Genomic DNA, 16,362 nt, shown 5'->3' with positions numbered 1-16,362 from the left:
GGCGGGCAATTCCTTTTAGATTGGTACGGTGGGCCAGCCGGAAATGGACGAACTGCGCGCCGGACTCTTCGACTCCTCGAGGCTGTTCGGGGCCCGGCGACGCCGGCGGGCCGCGACCACGCTGGCCGCCCGGCCCGAGCCCGGCGCCCTGGCCGCGCTGGCCGAGGCGTACACCCGGAGCCGCGACGACGACGTGGTGGCGATCGCCCGGCGCACCATCGAGGCGGCCCGGGAGAGCGACCGGATCGACGCGGCGGCCGAAGTGGTCTTCACCACCGGCCACGTCGCGCTGGCCGAGGTGATCGCCCGCCTGCCCGAGCCCCCGTCGCAGCCCCGGCTCCGGGCCCTGGTCTATTTCCTGGGCGGCCGGTTCGACCGCTACGAGGAGGTGGACTTCGACGGCACGCTGCTGCGCGCGATCCACGGCGCGGCCGGCGAATGGTTGCGCCGGACCCTGGCCGAGTGCGCCAGCCGCGCCGGCCGGCTCGACTGGGTCCGGGCCGTGGCCGGCGAACGCGCCCGCCGCCACCGGGCCCTGACCAGGGTGGAATGGGAGATGGCGGCCGATCTGCTGGCGTCGCACGACCAGTGGGACGAGGCGCTGCGGCTCGCGGCGGCCGCCCCCGCCACCTGGGTCGCGCCGAAGATGTCGGCGTGGCCGCTGCCGCCCGCCGAGAGCCACCTCGCCGGCCTCGCCGCCGCCGCGCACGCGTCACCGCTTCCGGCCGCCACCAGGTTCGGCGAAACCCCGCGGAACACGCTGAACGCCGGCGGCAACGTGCACAGTCTCGCCGTCACCACCTCCGACACGGTCTACACCGGCGGCGCCGACACACCCGTCCGGCGCTGCGACCTGCCGGCCCTGTCCGCGACCAGCTTCCTGGTCCCGGCCGTGAACGACGTGCTGGCCATGGCGGTGTCCCCCGACCAGCGTCTGCTCGTCACCGGCGACCAGAACGGGCGGCTGCGGATCTGGAAACTGCCCGGTGGGGAGCTCCAGGGTCCGCTGATCGGGCACACCAAGCGGATCATCGCCATCGCGATCAGCCCCGACGGGAAAACGATCGCCACCGGCGGCCACGATCGGATCATCCGGCTGTGGAACACCCATTCCCGCTCCCTGATCACCACGATCGACCCCGATCCGGTGTGGACCGCCTCGCTGGCCATCACGCCGGACGGCTCGACCCTGATCAGCGGGGGCGCGCTGGGCAACCTGCGGCTGTGGCGGCTGCCCGGCGGCACGCACCTCAAACGGCTGACCGGGCACACCTCCCACATCGCCGCGATGGCCGTCAGCCCCGACGGCACACTGCTGGCCACCGGCAGCTACGACCACACCATCCGGCTCTGGCGGCTGCCCTCCGGGAAACCGGCCGGGGTGCTGCGCGGCCACACCCGCCACATCCTGACCATGGCCATCACCCCCGACGGCACACTGCTGGCCAGCGCGGGCAAGGACCGCGTCATCCGCCTGTGGCACCTGCCCTCCGGCGAACCGGCCGGCGAGTTGCGCGGGCACACCTGGCAGGTGGAGTGCCTGCGGATCAGCCCCGACGGCCTGCTGCTGGCCAGCGGGGCGCCGCTCGGCTCGCTGATCTGGTGGACCCGCCGGGACAACCAGATCGGCGACCTGACCGAGCGGCGCCTGGAGGACATCACCCTGGGCCGGATCGACCAGCTCAAACGCAAGGCGTCGTCCTTCTCCCCCGACGAGAAGGCCTGGTTCGAGCTGGTCGAGGCCTTCGTCCGCTGGCGCGGCCGGCACGACATCGAGGTCACCGACACCGCCCCCGCCGCCGGCGAGACCTGGGACATCGAGGCCGGCGACGACATCGACGGCACCATGCCCCCGCCGGCCCGCCGCAAGAGCCGGAAGCGCGGCAAGAAGCGCCGCTGACCTCCGTGCGCCGCCCACAGATCCGATCGGGCTCCAGCCGGACCCGCATCACCGTGAACGGCAGGCGGGGATTCTCGACCTGCCATTGGCCGGTGGCGGGTTCGGCGCGTAGCGCCGGAGGGTGACCACTCACTCAGAATGAAGGGTGTGCGGCTCTGTTCTGGACGCGCCAGCGGCCAGGAGCCGCGCGCCCGGCCTCGGCGGGAGCGACGGTCAGCACCATCCACCCAGCTAGGACATCACGCTCTTGATCTTGATCTTTCGTCGAGGAGCTGGGCGAGGTGGACGGAAGGCCGGTCGCGGAGGTCAGCGATCTGGGTGCGGCACGAAAACCCATCCGCCAGCACGACCGCGTCGGGCGCCCGATCGAGCGCCGGCAGCAAGTTCTGCTCGGCGACGGCCATCGACACCTCGTAGTGTCCGATCTCGACGCCGAAGTTGCCGGCCAGGCCGCAGCAGCCGGCCAGCCGCCGCACGGTGGCGCCGGTGCGGGTGAGCAGGTCGGCGTCGGCCGTCCAGCCCAGCACGGCGTGGTGGTGGCAGTGCGGCTGGGCGACGACCTGCACGCCGGACAGGTCGGGCGGCGTCCAGCCGGGGGTCTTGGCGAGCAGTTCGGCCAGGGTGTGCACCGAGCCGGCGACCGCGGCCGCGTCCTCGTCGCCGGGCAGCAGCTCGTGGATGTCGGAGCGCAGCACGGCGGTGCAGGACGGTTCGATGCCGACGATCGGGATGCCGGCGCGGGCGTCGGGGGCGAGCGCTCCGACCGTACGCGTGAGGATCTTCTTGGCCGCGTCGAGCTGGCCGGTGGTGATCCAGGTCAGGCCGCAGCAGACCGGGCCGGACGGCAGCCGCGGCTGGTAACCGGCGGCCCGCAGCACGCGGACGGTGGCCTCGGCGACCTCGGGTGAGAACGCGTCGGAGAACGAGTCGGCGAAGAGCACGACCGGCTTGCCGCCGGCCTCATTGCGATGGGTACGCCGGAACGGGCGCCGCGCGAAGGCCGGCACCGAGCGCCGCTGGTCCACGCCGGCCAGCCACAGGGCCAGGCGGCGGATGCCGGGCAGCCGGGTCGCCAGGTTGGCCAGCCGCGGCGTCCACCCGGCCAGGCGCGCCCAGAGCGGGAGCCGGCCGAGCGTGTAGTGCGAGCGGGGGCGCAGCCGGCCCCGGTAGGTCTGGTGGAGCACCTCGGACTTGTAGGTGGCCATGTCGACGCCGGTCGGGCAGTCGGAGGCGCAGCCCTTGCAGGACAGGCAGAGATCCATGGCGTCGTGTACGGACGGGTGTGACCACGGGAGCTCGCCGCGGACCACCTCCTGCAGCACCCGGGCCCGGCCGCGGGTGGAGTCCTGTTCCTCGCGGGTGGCCAGATAGGACGGACACATGACACCGCCCGCCGCCGAGTTGTCGGCCCGGCACTTGCCCACGCCGGTGCAGCGGTGCACGGCCTGGGCGAGGTCGCCGTCGTCGTGCGGGTACGCCATGGCGAGATTTCGCAACGGGAACCGGCCGGCCGGGCGGATGTCGGCGTCGATCGGGTCGGGGTCGACGAGCACGCCGGGGTTGAGCAGGTTGCCGGGGTCGAACGCGTGCTTGATGCCCGCGAACAGCGCGATCGCGTCGGGCGAGTACATGTGCGGCAGCAGCTCGGAACGCGCGCGGCCGTCGCCGTGCTCGCCCGACAGCGACCCGCCGAACTCGCCGACCAGCCGGGCCGCGTCGGTCAGGAACTCGCGCATGATCTTCGTGCCGCCGGGCTGATCGAGCGGCAGGTCGAGGCGGACGTGCATGCACCCGTCGCCGAAGTGGCCGAACGGGGCCGAGGTCATGCCGTACGACGCGACCAGCTCGTCGAAGCGGGCCAGGTAGTCGCCCAGCCGCTCGGGTGGCACCGCGGCGTCCTCCCAGCCGGGCCAGGCCGGCCGGTCGGAGGGCGCGCGACCGGCCAGGCCGGCGCCGTCCTCGCGGATGCGCCACAGCCGGGCCTGCACGGCCGGGTCGGTGACCACCAGCGCCTCGCCGATGCCGTCGGCGGCCAGCCGCCGGGCCCGCGCCTCGACCTCGCCGGCCTCGTCGCCGGCCAGCTCGACGAACAGCCAGGCGCCGCCCGGCGGCAGGGGCGGCACGGCGTCGGGGCCGCGCCGGGCCCGCAGCACGTCGAGCAGCCGCGAATCGAGGCCTTCACAGCTGGTCGGGCCATGCGCCACCACCGAGGGCGAGGCCTGGCCGGCCGCCACGATGTCCGGGAAGCCGAGCACCACCACGACCCGGACCGGGGCGTCGACGACCAGCTTGACCGTGGCCCGCGTAACGACCGCGAGGGTTCCCTCGGAGCCGACCAGGGCCCGGGTCAGGTCGAAGCGCTCGGGCAGCAGGTGTTGCACGGCGTAGCCGGAGACCTGGCGGCCGAAGCGGTCGAACTCGGTGCGGGCGGTGGCGAGCCTGGCGTTGACCGCTTCCTTGACCGCGGCGATGACCGATTCGCCGCCGCTTTCCTTGGTGCCCGTGGTGAGCCGCTCCCCCGCTGCGGTCAGCACTTCCAGGCCGGCCACGTTGTCCGAGGTACGCCCATAGGCGAGCGACCGTGACCCGCAGGCGTTGTTGCCGATCATGCCGCCGATGGTGCAGCGCGGATGGGTCGACGGGTCGGGGCCGAAGCGGACGCCGTGCGGGGTGGCGGCCCGCTGCAGGACGGCGTGCACGGTGCCCGGCTCGACGACCGCGGTGCGGGCGTCGGGGTCGATCTCGAGGACCCGGTTCAGGTGGCGGGAGAAGTCGAGCACGATGCCCCGGCCGACGGCGTTGCCGGCCACTGAGGTGCCGGCGCCGCGGCAGGTCAGGGGCACCCCGGTGGCGCGGGCGACGGCCAGCGCGGCGGCCACCTCGTCGACATCGCGGGGGCGGACCACGGCCAGCGGCGGGATGCGGTAGAGCGAGGCGTCGGAGGAGTACATGCCCCGCGTACCCGCGTCGGATCGAACCTCGAGACCGGCCTTGGCCAGCTCCGCTGTGACGTCGTCCATGAGTAACATGTTACTCGTGAAGGAAGTGGTCGCGCTCGCGCTCCCGCCGGAGGCCCCGTCCCTCGCCGACGCGGTGGCCCAGGCGGTCCGCGACGGTGTCGCCGCGGGCCAGCTCGCGCCCGGGACGACGTACTCCGTCTACCAGCTTGCCGAGATCCTCGGCGTCTCCCGCAGCCCGGTCCGCGAGGGTCTGCTGCGGCTGGCCGAGGCGGGCCTGGTCGAGATCCGGCGCAACCGCGGCTTCCGCGTGCTGCCGCCCCGCGCCGACGACATCGAGGAGATCATCGGCATCCGCCTCGCCCTCGAACCGCCGGCCGCCCGCGACGCCGCCGAACAGGGCACCGACCAGCAGCACGCCGAGATCCGGGCCGCCCTCGACGCCATGGCCGCGGCGGCCGACGGCGCCACCTTCTGGCCGGCCGACCGTGCCCTGCACGACCTGCTGCTGCGTGCGTCCGGCCGGCCCCGCACCGCCGCCATCGTCGACCGGCTCCGCAGCACCACCGCCCTGCTCGGCCCGCCCACCACCGCGGGCGGGCGCACCCTGAGCGAGATCCACGCCGAGCACGAGCCGGTGGTCACCGCCGTCCTGGCCCGCGACGGCGCCGCCGCCGAGGCCGCGATGCGCACCCACCTCGAAGCCACCCGCGACGCGCTGCGGAGAATCAGCGGTCATGGATGACGATGCGCGGCGCCGGCTGAGGTACCTCTGGCTGCCGCTCGGGCTGCTGGTCGCCGCGCTGGCCGCCTACACGCTGTTCGTGATCAAGCCGTTCAGCGACGAGTACCCCGACGTGCCCGGGTGCCGGCGGATCAGCGACGACCTGTGGTCGGTGACCGGTCACACCTGGGCCGTCGACAACACCAGCGCCCCGATGGCCGGCGGACCGTACCCGTCGGCCCTCTGCACGTTCGGTTACCGCGCCTCGGACGGGACCGTCGAGGGCAGCGTCGTCCTCGAGCTCACCGGCGACACGGACGACGAGCGGGTCCGCGCCGAGGTCGACCGCACCGCCTGCCAGGGCGAGACGGCGGTGGCCGACCCCGGTGGCGCCTTCCGCATGTGCGTCCGCCGGATCGGCGGCAACGACGAGGTCAGCGTGGTGGCGGCCGACCATCCACGCTGGACCACGGTCACGGTCACCGCGGTCGCCGAGGGTGACCGGATGCCCTTCGCCCGCGACCTCGCCCAGACCGTCGCCAACCGGGCGCTGACCCTGCCGGCCGCACCGTAGGATCACGCGGATGTGGTGGCAGTCGATGTGGCGCTCGATCGGGCGGACCCGCGTCTTCGCGCCGGTGGCCAGCCGCCTGCTGGTGGCCGACCGGTGGCTGAGCCGCGTCAGCAAGGGCCGGGTGGTGGCCCTCGGCATGACGCCGTCCCTGCTGCTCACCTGCACCGGCCGGAAGAGTGGCCAGCCCCGGCGCAGCCCTCTGCAGTACGTGCGCGACGGTGACGCGTACGTCGTCGTCGGCTCGAACTGGGGCCGCGACACCGACCCGGCCTGGGTCCACAACCTGGCCGCCAACCCCGACGCCACCGTCGGCCTGGCCGGCGCCGACCTTCCCGTGACGGCCACCGAGGCGACCGGCGCCGAACACGACCGCCTGTGGCGCCTGCTGCTCGACCAGTGGCCGGGCTACGACCTCTACCTCAAGCGGGCGCCGCACCGGACGTTCCGCATCTTCCGCCTGGCGCCGCGCCCCGAATAGGCCGGGCGGCCCCGCCACCCGTCGATGTGCTTGTCTGGTCTGGTGGGAACGACGGTATTCGTCCTCGGCATCACGGCCGGCAACATCGCCGCTGTGGCCTGAGGCGCCGACATGTGGATCGGCGCCGAACTGCCGCAGGAGCTGGTGTCCGCCCACCAGTCGGGTGATCTGGTCATCTTCGTCGGGGCGGGCGCCTCGATAGCGCCGCCCTCGAACCTGCCCGACTTCCGCGGGCTGGCCGAGGCCATCGCCGCCGACGCCGGGGTGGCGTTCGGCAAGGACGACCCGCTCGACGTCGTCCTGGGCAAGGCGGACGCGCCGGCGAACATGGACGTCCATCAGCGGGTGGCCGAGCGGATCGACGATCCCGCCTCCCGGCCGAACCGCCTGCACCGGGCGATCGGGAAGCTGGCCAAGGCCGGGCCGGTCGTGCGCGTGGTGACCACGAACTACGACCGCCACCTGTCCAAGGTCCTGGGCCGCAAGGTGCCGGAGTACCGCGCCCCCGCGCTGCCGCTCGGTGACGACTTCGAGGGCATCGTCTATCTGCACGGCACCCTGGGCCAGGATCCGCGCCACCTGATCGCGACCGACGAGGACTTCGGCGCCGCCTATCTCCTCGACGGGTGGGCGGTCCGCTTCCTGGAGCGGATGTTCCGCCGCTACACCGTGCTGTTCGTCGGCTACAGCCACAACGATTTCGCGATGACCTATCTGGGCCGCGCCCTGCCCCCGTCGACCAGGCGCTTCGCGCTCACCGAGGACACCGCCGGCCAGGCCGAACACTGGCGGCGCTTCCGGGTGGTCCCGGTTCCGTACCCGAACCCCGACAAGAAGCACACCCAGCTGCCGATCATGGTCGGCGAGTGGGCCGAGCTCGCCGGCATGTCGCTGCTGGACCACCGCCGGCGCGTCGCCCAGCTCACGGCCGGCTCACCGACGGGCATCCCGGAGGAGGACTCCTACCTCGAGGACGTTCTCGCCGACGAGGACAAGAGCAAGTTCTTCGCCGAGTACGCCCGGGGCCCGCACTGGCTGGCCTGGGCGACCGAACGCACCGAGTTCAAGCGCCTGTTCCACCGCGACTCCAGCCCGTCGCCGCTCGCCGGGTGGTTCGCCGAGCACTACGTCGCGGACGAGAGCCTCTCCCAGAAGGCTCTCGAAGCCCTCGAGAACTGCGGCGGCCGCCTCGGACCGCATCTCTGGTCGGCGATCGGCCACCGGCTGCACACCATCAGGTCGCCCCGGCCGCCCTGGCTCGCGCGCTGGCTGGTCCTCCTGATCCGGGACGATCCCGGCGGCTACGACTGGCTGGAGTACGCGCTGGCCGCGTCGCGCCTGCCGGCGGACCGCGATGTCGCCCTGATGCTCTTCGCGCACCTCACCACGCCGAGCATCGACTTCCACCATCCGCGGCGACCCCGGCTCGGCGCCTCCTTCGAGCTGACCATCCGCGGTGACGTCGACAGTCTGCTCGACACCTGGTCGACGGTCTTCGTTCCGGAGCTGCCGCAGACGGCGGCCGAGGTCCTCGCCATCGCCGACGCGCAGCTCCGGCAGGCCTACCGCCTGACCAGCGCCACCTATCCCGGTCGCTTCTGGGATCTGGAGTCACGCCAGCGATTCGCCATCGAGCCACATGCGCAGAACAGCTTCCACCGGCCGCTCGACATCCTGATCGACGCCTGCCGCGACAGCGTGAAGGCCCTGCTGGACAGCGGTTCGGCCGCCGCCGTGCAGCAGTTGAACGCCTGGGAAGCCGAAGATCATGAGCTTCCGCGGCGACTCGCGGTCCATGGCTGGACCCATCGTGGCGACGTGACCGCGACGGCCAAGCTGGAATGGCTCCGCGAGCGCGGCTGGCTGCTGGAACACGGACTGTGGCACGAGATCGCCGTCCTCATCCAGGAGACCGCCGGGGCGGCGGACATGGCCGTCCTCGAAGGCCTGATCAGCGACGTCGGGAAGGCGTCCGCCGACGCGGCCACCGAGCACGAGAAGGCCAACGTTCTCGCCTGGATCGCGCGCCATGCACCAGAGCTGAAAAGCGCCGCTACGGCCGCCTACCCGGACTTCCGCCCGGGGAAGTACCCCGACTTCCACCGCTGGAGCGAGGGCGGCTTCGTCCCGGATCGCCCGCCGACGACCGTGCCCGACCTGCACGCCCGGATCGACGCCGACCCGGTGGCCGCCATCGCCTACCTGAAGCAGTTCGAGACGAAGGGCTGGAGCTACGACGAGACGAGCTGGGACGACGCCAGCCGGCTCCTCCGGCAGACCGTCGCGGAGCACCCCCGGGACGGGTTCGCGCTGATCGGCGCCGGTGACGAGGCGATCAGCGGCGCCGTCGTCCGCGGCTGGTCGGAGGCCGCCCTGGACGCGGCCACCGCCGAGGAGGTGGTGCGACGCCTGGACGGCGCCACCCACGCGAGGGAGGTCGCCGCGATGCTGAGCGGCTTCGGCCGGTCCTCCGAGGGCGCCACCGTGTGGCGGGATGTCCCCGGCGGCCGCGACCTGGCCGACCGGACATGGGCGGCGCTGGACCGCGAACCCACCCCGGAACGAGATCGTGATTGGTTCAGCTGGGCCATCAACGAGCCCGGAGGCTGGCTCACCGAGTTCTGGGTGCATGTCATCGAGGCCGAATGGAAAGCCGGCACCGACGGCTGGCCGGGACTGTCGGCCGAGATGAGGTCCCGGCTGGAGTCGATGATCGACGGCTCGGACGAACCGGTGGTGGCCGCCCAGACAATCGCCGCTCACCACCTCAGCTTCCTGCACGCCGCCGACCGCGACTGGGCCGAGTCCGTCGTGGTTCCGCTGCTCGACTGGTCCCTCGACGAGGAGCGCGCGGACCGGTGCTGGGACGGCTTCCTCGCGAGCGGCCGCTACAGCGACCGCCTGCTGGAAGCTGGTCTCCGGGACAACCTCATCGAGGCCGCGAGGCGGGTCAGCCCGGACGACCGGGACAGGGCACGGCAGATCAGCAACGGCCTGGCCGTGATCGCGGTGCACGCCACCGCGGATCCCACGGCCTGGCTTCCGGCCTTCACCAGAACCGTGGCGCCCGCCGGTCAGGCCCGCTGGATGGAGAACATCGGCGACCTGCTTCGTGAGATCGGACCCGAGGCGGCCGAGGAGCAGTGGGCGCGGTGGATGCGGTCCTACTGGCGGGACCGGCTCACCAGCAAGCCCGTCGGCCTCACCGACCTCGAGGCGTCGGCGCTGGCCGGGTGGGCGATCCACCTCGACGACTCGACCGCCGAAGCCGTCGACCTGGCCGCCGCCCGGCCGGCCCGGGTCGAACCGCACTCACGGCTCCTCGACGACCTGGCGGACCGGGCCGAGGCGCACCCCGCCGCGTACGCCGAACTGCTCCTGCATCTTCTGAAGCACACGGAGAAGCCCTTCCACGACGGCTACCACCTGCCGCCGATCCTCGAGAAGCTGAGCCCGCTGGTCGACGTCGACGCCCTCCGCAACGAGGCGTTGCGGCTCGGCTGGGGCGAGCGACGGTAGCGTGGCGACCATGCCCATCGACGACGACGACCGGCTCGACCGCGCCCGGCAGGCGCTTCGTGACCACGGGTGTCAGGTGCTGCTCGTGACGCCGAGCGCCGACCTGCGCTATCTCACCGGCTACCCGGCGCACGCCCTGGAACGGCTCACCTGCCTGGTGCTGCCGGTCGACGGGGAGGCCACGCTGGTCGTGCCGCGGCTCGAGCGGCCGGCCGCCGAGGTCGCCACCGAGGGCATCGCCATCGTCGACTACCCGGACGGCGCCGACGCGTGGGCGCTCATCCCGCCGGCCGCGGGCCGGGTCGCGGTGGCCGACTCGATGCCCGCCCGCCACCTGGTGCCGTTCCAGCGGCGGTGGCCGGAGGCGCGGTGGGAGACCGCGGGCCCGATCCTGGGGCCGCTGCGGGCCGTCAAGTCGGCGGCCGAGGTCGAGGCGCTGGCCGAGGCGGGCGCCGCGATCGACCGGGTGCACCAGCGGATGCACCTCTGGCTCGAGCCGGGCCGCACCGAGGCCGCCGTCGCCGCCGACATCGCCGCGGCGATCCGCCAGGAGGGCCACGCCACCGCCGACTTCACCATCGTGGCGTCCGGGCCGAACGGCGCCAGCCCGCACCACGGCAGCAGCGACCGGGTGATCCAGGCCGGCGACCCGGTCGTCGTCGACATCGGCGGCACCATGCCCAGTGGCTACTGCTCGGACTGCACCCGCACGTACGTCGTCGGAGCCACCGCCCCGGATGATTTTCTGGCCTACTACGGCGCGCTCCAAGAGGCTCAGCGGGCCTCGGTCGCGGCCGTCGCCCCCGGTGTCACCGCCGAACACCTCGACGCGGTGGCGCGCGACCAGCTGACCGCCGCCGGCTTCGGCGACGCGTTCCTGCACCGCACCGGCCACGGCATCGGGCTGGAGGGCCACGAGGATCCGTACATCGTCGAGGGCAACCGCACCCCGCTGACCGAGGGCATGGTCTTCTCGATCGAGCCCGGCGTCTACCTGACCGGCCGCCACGGCGCGCGCATCGAGGACATCGTCGCCTGCACCGCCGCCGGCCCGCGCCTGCTCAACACCACCAGCACCGACCTCACCTACCTCTGAGTCGCGCCACGCCGTAGACCAGTCCGGGGATCGCGCCGATCAGACAGAGCAGGGCGATGGGTACGAAGAGCAGGTGCCCCAACGGCCCGCGCACCTCGGGCGGCCGGCCGATCCGGCCCCGCGGGCAGTCGACGGCGACCCGGCCGGGCGCCGACAGGTCGAAGACACCGAACAGCACGGTCACGATGCTGTCGCTGTTGTCGGTGAACTCGACCGACGGCTGGCGCACCTTCAGGACGGCGCCGTCACCGGACTTGATCGTGCAGGCGCCGGGCTGGTCGTTGTAGGTGGCGAACACCGCGTGCCGCCCCGCCCCCAGGTCGAGCGACGTGGCATCGGAGGTGTCCCCGGGCTGGAACCGGGCGGTGGCCCACTCGGCCCCGACCCGTACGAACCCGGTGACCGCGTACACGCCGACGAGGGCGATCACGAACGCCAGGGCGTACCCCTGGATCTGGGAAAACCCACCGACCGGGCGCCGCACCAGCAACCCGGCGCCGAACCCCACCATGGCGGCGACGATCGGCAGCGGAATCATGAGGACCAGCGGGATGGGGAAGTCGAGCGGGATCACGACGTGGTAGACGAGCACGGTCACCCCGGCGTGGACGATCGAGCCGGCCACCGCCCCGAGCAGCACCCAGTACCACCGGCGGCCGCGGTTGGCCCAGCCCAGCAGCAGCCCGGCCACCACCGCGAGAATCGTCGCCGTGATCGCCAGGTCGTCGCTCTCCGGCGCGAAGCCCTCGTACTCGCTGCCGTCCAGCCAGACCGGCGTCAGCAGGACGGCCCCGACGATGAAGGCTCCGATGCGTGCGATCATCCCGATCACTCTAGGGTGGCTGCGGTAGCGTCGCCCGCATGGATTCCTTCCGCCGGGCCGCCGAGGCCCGCGACGCCGCCGCGCTCGAGGCGCTGCTGGCCGACGATGTGGTCTTCACCAGCCCGGTCGCCCACAAGCCCTACCCGGGCAAGGCGATGACCGCGGCGATCCTGCGCGGGGTGCTGCGGGTGTTCGAAGACTTCCGGTACGTCCGGACGATCGTCAGCGCCGACGGCCGCGACCACGCGCTGATGTTCCGGGCGACCGTGGACGGCAAGGACCTGCAGGGCTGCGACTTCCTCCACCTGAACGAGGCCGGCTTGGTCGACGACCTGACCGTGATGGTCCGGCCGCTGTCGGCGGCCAACGCCCTGGCCGCGGCCATGGCGGCACAGTTCCCCCGGATCGCCAGTGAAGCTGTGTGACTCGCGCCGGGCCGGGTGGCAGTTCTACGTCCGGGACTTCCCGTCCCGCGCGGCCGGGGTGTTCCCGGTGCTGAAGCCGGCCGTCGCCGCGTAGCCCTTGATGATCGCCTCGATCTCCTCGCGGGTGGCGACCTCGTCGAGGTTGGTGAAGCCGTCCGGCGCGCGCTGGGACACCATGTCGATGACCCCTTCGGGGCCGCCCTGGCGGTTGAGCCGCACGATCTCCGCGGTCGGCGGGAGGCGCTCCGCCTCGTACCGCTGAAGGGCCTCGACGGGGTCGCTCGAACCGGCGAGCAGCGGCGCGAGGCAGCGGGCGTCGAGGATGGCCTGGCTGGCGCCGTTGGAGCCGACCGGGTACATCGGGTGGGCGGCGTCGCCGAGCAGCGTGACCCGGCCGAACGACCAGCGCGGCACCGGGTCGCGGTCGCACATCGGGAACTCGCCGCACCGCCCGCCGGCCCGGATCACCGCCTCGATGTCCACCATGGACAGTTTGAACTCCCGCCGGACGTGGGGCAGCACCTCGTCGATGTCGCCGGGGCGGTTCCAGTCCTCGCGGCGCGGCGGCGGATCCGAGCCGTCACCGAGCTTGACCCCGACCGCCCAGTTGAGCAGCGGCGTCTCGATCCCGTGCTCGTGCGAGATCGGATAGACCACGAGCTTGGCCCGGTCGATCCCGCCGGCGATGATCATCGAGCGGCCGGTGAGGAGGCGCGGGTACGGCACCGCGCCACGCCACATCATCATGCCGTTCCAGGTCGGCGGCCCCTCGTCCGGATACAACGCCGCCCGCACCACCGAGTGGATGCCGTCGGCCGCCACGAGCACGTCGCCGGTCACCCGCCGATCGGCCAGAACCGCCGTGACACCGGTGTCGTCCTGCTCGAACCCGACCAGCCGGCTGGAGGTGTGGATGCGCTCCGGGCCGATCCTCTCCCGCGTGGCCTCGTGGAGCACGCCGTGCAGCCGGCCACGGTGGATCGACAACTGCGGGTACTCGTGCCCCGCGTCGAGACCGCGCGGTTCCCGCCAGATCTCCTGACCGAGCTGGTTGGTGTAGATCAGTTCCTGGGTACGCACACCGGCGGCGTCCAGCCGCTCGAGCAGGCCCAGCTCGGCCAGCTCCTTCACCGCGTGCGGCAGCATGTTGATGCCGACACCCAGCTCGTGCATCTCCCGCGACTGCTCGTACACCTCGCAGTCGACGCCGGCCGCGTGCAGACTCAACGCCGTCGCCAGCCCGCCGATCCCGCCCCCGATGACGAGTACCTTCACGTCTGGAGACGCTAGGACATGAGCCCATTCACGTTCGACCCTTTCGATTCCACCCGAATCAGGTTGACGCGAGGCGGCGCCGAGCGCCCGGAGGCCGCCGAGCCCGGCGGAGGTCTCAAAGGGAAGGCCGGCGCACAGGGCGGGCTCTCAGAGGGACCGGCGGAGGGCGACCTTGGCGAACTTGCCGGTCGCGGTCTTGGGGATCTCGGCCACGAACCGGAACTCGGCGGGGACCCACCATGACGCGACCCGGCCGGTCAGGTGCTCCCGCAACTCGTCGGCGGTCAGCGTGCGGCCGGACGCGACCACCACGCAGGCCAGCGGCCGTTCACCCCAACGATGATCGGGCACCGCGACCACCGCCGCCTCGACCACGTCGGGATGGGCCATGATCTCGTTCTCCAGCGTCACCGACGAGATCCACTCGCCGCCCGACTTCACCAGATCCTTGGTCCGGTCGACGATCCGCAGGTAGCCGCCGGGGTCGATCGTCCCGACGTCGCCGGTCCGGAGCCAGCCGTCCTCGCTGAGCGACGCCGCGGTGTCGCCGAAGTAGCCGCCGGCGACGGTCGGCCCGCTGACCTGCACCTCCCCGGGTGTGACGCCGTCGTGGGCGACCACGTCGCCGTCCTCGCCGATCAGCCGGACCTCGGTCAGCGGGACCGGCCGCCCCGGAAGAATCCGCACGTCGAGGGGGTCGTCGGGCCGGGCGCAGGTGACCAGCGGGCTGGTCTCGGTCATCCCCCACGAACTGCTGAGCGGCACCCCGGCGCCGGCATAGGTCCGGGCCAGCGACTCCGGCAACGCGCTGCCGCCACTCACGGCCATCCGGAGCGACGACAGGTCGAGCCCGGGCAGCAGCGGTTCCAGGCCGCGCCAGATCGCCGGGACCGCCGCGGTGACCGCGACGTGGTGCCGGGTCAGCTGCGACGCGAGGTCGCCCGGGGTCATCCGGGGGCCGGGCAGCACCAGGTCGGCGCCGGCCATCGCCGCGGCGTACGGCAGGCCCCAGGCGTTGACGTGGAACATCGGCACGATCGGCATGACCACGTCACGCTCGCTGATGGCGAAGCTGTCCGCGGCGAGCAGGAGCAGCGTGTGCAGCACGATCGACCGGTGGCTGTAGAGCACGCCCTTGGGGCGCCCGGTCGTGCCGGAGGTGTAGCAGAGGGCGGCGGCGTCGGTCTCGTCGACCACGGCCGGGCCCGCCGCCGAGGAAGACCCGAGCAGTTCCTCGTACGAGAGCACCCCGGCGGGGATCGGCTCGTCCCCACCGTCATCCATGACCACGACGTGTCGCACGGACGCCGCCCCCCAAGCTACCGACCAGACGGTAGGTAGCAGGGACCGGTCGACGAACAGCACGTCGTCGGCCGCGTCGGCCAGGATCCAGGTCAGCTCGTCCGCGAACAGCCGATGGTTGAGCGTGTGCAGCACCCGCCCGGAGCTCGGCACCGCCAGGTAGAGCTCCAGATGCCGCTGCGAGTTCCACCCGAAGGTCCCCACCCGCGCTCCCGGGGGCACGCCGAGCGCATCGAGAACGCCCGCGAGGCGTCGGGCGCGGGAAACCACCTCGCCCCAGGTCGCGGCCACCTCGTCGACGGCCGTGTTGGTGATGACCCGCTTGTGGGCGAAGACCCCGGACGCGCGCCGCATCAGCGAGGCGACATCCAGCGGCCGATCCTGCATCAGCCCCCGCATCGTCAGGCGGCCGGGACGGCGACGCGGGTCGCGAGGAGCCGGGCCTCGGTGGCCGCCTTGCGCGGCTCGGCGTGGAAGTCCGGCGCGGCGCAGGCGTACAGGGTGCGGCCGTCGGCGCCGCCCAGCGCGCAGGCGTACACCGGCGTGCCGGTTTCGATCTCGTCGGTGATCGTGCCGCCCTCGACGACCCGGAGCAGCCGGCTGCCGGTGGCGTCGGCGATCCAGAAGCCGCCCTCGGCGTCGAGGCAGGCCCCGTCCGGCGCGACCGCCAAGGCCGGCAACACCACCTCCACCGAGCGGTCGGTCGGCAGCGGTCCGAAGGAAGCCCACACCCGGTGGTTGGTGAGCCGCCCGTCGTCGGTGAGGTCGAAGGCGCTGATCCGGTTGCCGAAGGTCTCGCCGACGAGCAGGACGCCGTCCGGCGTGATCGCGCTGCCGTTGGGGAACCACAGGCCGTCGGCGACCTCGGTGACCGTGCCGTCCGGGTCGACCCGGTGCAGCGAGGTCGGCTCGATCGGTGCGCCACCCATCAGGTCGAACCCGAAATTCCCCACGTACGCGCGGCCCCGCGCGTCGACGGACATGTCGTTGATCGGCCCGGCCGCGTGCTTCGACAGGTCGCCGTGGGTGACCAGGGTGCCGTCGGGCTCGCGGCGCAGCACCCGGCGATCGGTCATCGAGACGACCAGCAGCCGGCCGTCGGGCAGCCAGCCCAGCCCGGACGGCTGCCCGGGCACCTCCGCCTCGACCCTCAGGTCGGAACCGTCCTCGTTCGCCGACGAGACGCCCAGGCCGTAGAAGTCGGAGAACCAGATCCGGCCCTCGTGCCAGCGCGGCGCCTCCAGGAAGTGCGCGTCCGACACGACGGTGGTGAAGTCAGCCATGATTAC

General features: G+C 72.8%; 12 protein-coding genes. 7 read left to right on the top strand and 5 right to left on the bottom strand.

What is annotated here, in order from left to right:
* The first annotated feature begins 28 nt into the window (after positions 1 to 28).
* Positions 29 to 1,900: a WD40 repeat domain-containing protein gene (locus AB0M54_RS06520; RefSeq protein WP_364469516.1), complete on the top strand. Its 1,872-nt coding sequence runs from the start codon at positions 29 to 31 to the stop codon at positions 1,898 to 1,900.
* Positions 1,901 to 2,139: 239 nt separating this feature from the next.
* Here the strand turns inward: AB0M54_RS06520 and AB0M54_RS06515 are convergent, their stop codons facing one another.
* A complete protein-coding gene (locus tag AB0M54_RS06515) occupies positions 2,140 to 4,920 on the bottom strand; it encodes an FAD-binding and (Fe-S)-binding domain-containing protein (protein WP_364469514.1) in 2,781 nt (926 codons plus the stop codon).
* Positions 4,921 to 4,936: 16 nt separating this feature from the next.
* On the opposite strand from AB0M54_RS06515, the gene AB0M54_RS06510 reads away from it, so the two are divergent.
* The 5 genes from AB0M54_RS06510 (at position 4,937) to AB0M54_RS06490 (ending at position 11,248) form a co-directional block, all read left to right on the top strand.
* Positions 4,937 to 5,602, top strand: coding sequence for a GntR family transcriptional regulator (locus tag AB0M54_RS06510; protein ID WP_364320243.1), 666 nt, complete (start codon positions 4,937 to 4,939; stop codon positions 5,600 to 5,602).
* Positions 5,595 to 6,155, top strand: a complete 561-nt coding sequence (locus tag AB0M54_RS06505) for a hypothetical protein (RefSeq protein WP_364469512.1) — start codon at positions 5,595 to 5,597, stop codon at positions 6,153 to 6,155. The genes AB0M54_RS06510 and AB0M54_RS06505 overlap by 8 nt, the downstream gene beginning before the upstream one ends.
* A gap of 10 nt (positions 6,156 to 6,165) precedes the next feature.
* Complete coding sequence (locus tag AB0M54_RS06500) at positions 6,166 to 6,633, top strand: nitroreductase/quinone reductase family protein (protein WP_364320239.1); 468 nt, start codon at positions 6,166 to 6,168, stop codon at positions 6,631 to 6,633.
* 111 nt (positions 6,634 to 6,744) lie between these two features.
* Positions 6,745 to 10,152, top strand: a complete 3,408-nt coding sequence (locus AB0M54_RS06495; protein WP_364469510.1) for a DUF4020 domain-containing protein — start codon at positions 6,745 to 6,747, stop codon at positions 10,150 to 10,152.
* A 10-nt stretch (positions 10,153 to 10,162) separates the two neighbouring features.
* Positions 10,163 to 11,248: a Xaa-Pro peptidase family protein gene (locus AB0M54_RS06490; RefSeq protein ID WP_364469508.1), complete on the top strand. Its 1,086-nt coding sequence runs from the start codon at positions 10,163 to 10,165 to the stop codon at positions 11,246 to 11,248.
* On the opposite strand, the gene AB0M54_RS06485 is transcribed toward AB0M54_RS06490, so the two are convergent.
* A complete protein-coding gene (locus AB0M54_RS06485) occupies positions 11,235 to 12,071 on the bottom strand; it encodes a hypothetical protein (RefSeq protein ID WP_364320231.1) in 837 nt (278 codons plus the stop codon). The two genes, AB0M54_RS06490 and AB0M54_RS06485, sit on opposite strands and share 14 nt — an antisense overlap.
* A 38-nt stretch (positions 12,072 to 12,109) precedes the next feature.
* Between AB0M54_RS06485 and AB0M54_RS06480 the strand changes: the two genes are divergently transcribed.
* On the top strand, positions 12,110 to 12,496 hold the full coding sequence (locus AB0M54_RS06480; RefSeq protein WP_364320229.1) for a nuclear transport factor 2 family protein: 387 nt from the start codon (positions 12,110 to 12,112) through the stop codon (positions 12,494 to 12,496).
* A gap of 24 nt (positions 12,497 to 12,520) precedes the next feature.
* On the opposite strand, the gene AB0M54_RS06475 is transcribed toward AB0M54_RS06480, so the two are convergent.
* The 3 genes from AB0M54_RS06475 to AB0M54_RS06465 all read right to left on the bottom strand — a co-directional run bounded on the left by AB0M54_RS06475 (position 12,521) and on the right by AB0M54_RS06465 (position 16,356).
* Positions 12,521 to 13,771 (bottom strand): flavin-dependent oxidoreductase, encoded by a 1,251-nt coding sequence (locus AB0M54_RS06475; RefSeq protein WP_364469506.1) that lies wholly within the window; start codon positions 13,769 to 13,771, stop codon positions 12,521 to 12,523.
* Positions 13,772 to 13,918: 147 nt separating this feature from the next.
* Positions 13,919 to 15,460 (bottom strand): long-chain fatty acid--CoA ligase, encoded by a 1,542-nt coding sequence (locus AB0M54_RS06470; protein WP_364469504.1) that lies wholly within the window; start codon positions 15,458 to 15,460, stop codon positions 13,919 to 13,921.
* Between the two features lie 14 nt (positions 15,461 to 15,474).
* A complete protein-coding gene (locus AB0M54_RS06465; RefSeq protein ID WP_364469502.1) occupies positions 15,475 to 16,356 on the bottom strand; it encodes an SMP-30/gluconolactonase/LRE family protein in 882 nt (293 codons plus the stop codon).
* Positions 16,357 to 16,362: the final 6 nt, after the last annotated feature.

Source organism: Actinoplanes sp. NPDC051470 (genome assembly GCF_040682035.1).
Taxonomy (GTDB): Bacteria; Actinomycetota; Actinomycetes; order Mycobacteriales; family Micromonosporaceae; genus Actinoplanes.
This window is presented reverse-complemented; position numbering and strand designations above follow the sequence as displayed.